We start from the raw sequence: 1,473 nt of genomic DNA on the forward strand, positions 1-1,473 counted from the left end.
AACCTTCGCCGGACGATTCGAGAAAACAACTTACTGATGAAACGCCGGACCCCACACACCGTTTATCGGACAGTCCCCGCTCATGGACAACCCCGCGGCAGCACTGATTGTCCTCACCAACCTCAAATCGCTCGGCGTCGGACTGGCCATCGACGATTTCGGCACCGGCTACGCGAGCCTAACCTACCTCAAGGACTTTCCCATCGACGAACTCAAGATCGACCGGTCCTTCGTCAACGGGCTCGGCACCAACGACGGTGACAGTGCGATCGTTTCAAGCTGCATCCAGCTCGCCCACGCCGTGGGCATCAGGGCCGTGGCCGAAGGAGTCGAGACAGACCACCAACGCACCACCCTGCTCAGTATGGGCTGCGACCTCGCCCAGGGATACCACTACAGCCGACCCCTCACCCCCGGACACCTCACACACTGGATCACCAGCCAACCCCGCGCCACACCCGAGCACACCACCATCGACGTGCAGCCACTCACCGATCTCGATAGCACCCATCAACGAACGCGACGTCTCGATCCGGAACCCGTCGCCTGAGGGCCGAGGACCCGCCCACGAGGTTCTGAATGCTTATGGTGTCCTTATTACCCTGGGTGCCTGATCACCTGGGTTGCCGGGGTAACTTGGGTGATTGACACTGGTCTGTCGCGTTGACCCGGCGTGCTCGACGCGTCGCTCGATGTCTGCCGTGACCGCAGGACCCGGTAAGCGCGAGTGAATTGGATGGCTTCCCTTCCGAGGTCTTTCATGAGGGCCCGCGATGCCGGTACGGAAAACGGCCACCCGTCCAAACGCTGCTGGATGCGGCCCGTGCAGTCGTGGAGTCGAGCTGCGCCGACCATCGCAGCGCTGGTATGCAGGCTCAACAAAGCGATCTGCATCTGGTCGAGATCCTGGGACATGAGGGCATCATGGATTTTTCGTAGACGCGTGGACAGCAGGGCATCGAACCGGTCCAGGAAGTTCAACGCCTCGCGGGTCGAGCGCAGGCCCACCGCGAGGTCTTGCACGACGGTCTCATCCAGAATGGGAAGCATTCAGACATCATGCAACCGGCTGGTGCTACGCCACGACCCTATTCGGCCGGAATCATCGCGAACCTTTCTGTGCCTGGTCGTGCGTGGTGGTGCGTGCTGCCCGGGACGGCAACACCTCACCCCGCCGGCCACGTTGCTGGTCACGCTGCTGATCGCGCCACACCAGACCGGGGCGCCACCGGGCTGTTCCGTCCTCGCGGGAGGGTCAGTGAGTGGGCGGGTCAGCAGGTGGGGCGGCGGGTGGATTCAGCAGTGTCGGGTTCGAGCGCAGGGCGGTGTAGGCGTACGTGAAAAGGGCCGCTTCTGTGCGGAGCTCCTGGAGGAGCTTACGGTCAGTGACTTTCGTGGGACTGCCCCGGCTTTGCTTGACTCCTGACTTGTGAGGATTTAGTCCTCGCAGCAAGGATGTTCACATGCCTAAGC

At 62.3% G+C, this 1,473-nt stretch carries 2 protein-coding genes; one reads left to right on the forward strand and one right to left on the reverse strand.

Annotated elements, in window-relative coordinates:
• Nucleotides 1-82: 82 nt before the first annotated feature.
• Complete coding sequence (locus ACX80P_RS16935; RefSeq protein ID WP_459279264.1) at nt 83-550, forward strand: EAL domain-containing protein; 468 nt, start codon at nt 83-85, stop codon at nt 548-550.
• A gap of 47 nt (nt 551-597) precedes the next feature.
• Here ACX80P_RS16935 and ACX80P_RS16940 read toward each other — a convergent pair whose 3' ends face one another.
• Nucleotides 598-1,050: a hypothetical protein gene (locus ACX80P_RS16940; protein ID WP_394253161.1), complete on the reverse strand. Its 453-nt coding sequence runs from the start codon at nt 1,048-1,050 to the stop codon at nt 598-600.
• Between the last annotated feature and the right edge of the window lie 423 nt (nt 1,051-1,473).

It is taken from the genome of Arthrobacter arabinosi (genome assembly GCF_054511115.1).

Coding starts and splice junctions, on each gene's coding strand:
- ACX80P_RS16935 (WP_459279264.1), top strand. CDS start 83: ATGGACAACCCCGCGGCAGCACTGATTGTCCTCACCAACCTCAAATCG.
- ACX80P_RS16940 (WP_394253161.1), bottom strand. CDS start 1,050: ATGCTTCCCATTCTGGATGAGACCGTCGTGCAAGACCTCGCGGTGGGC.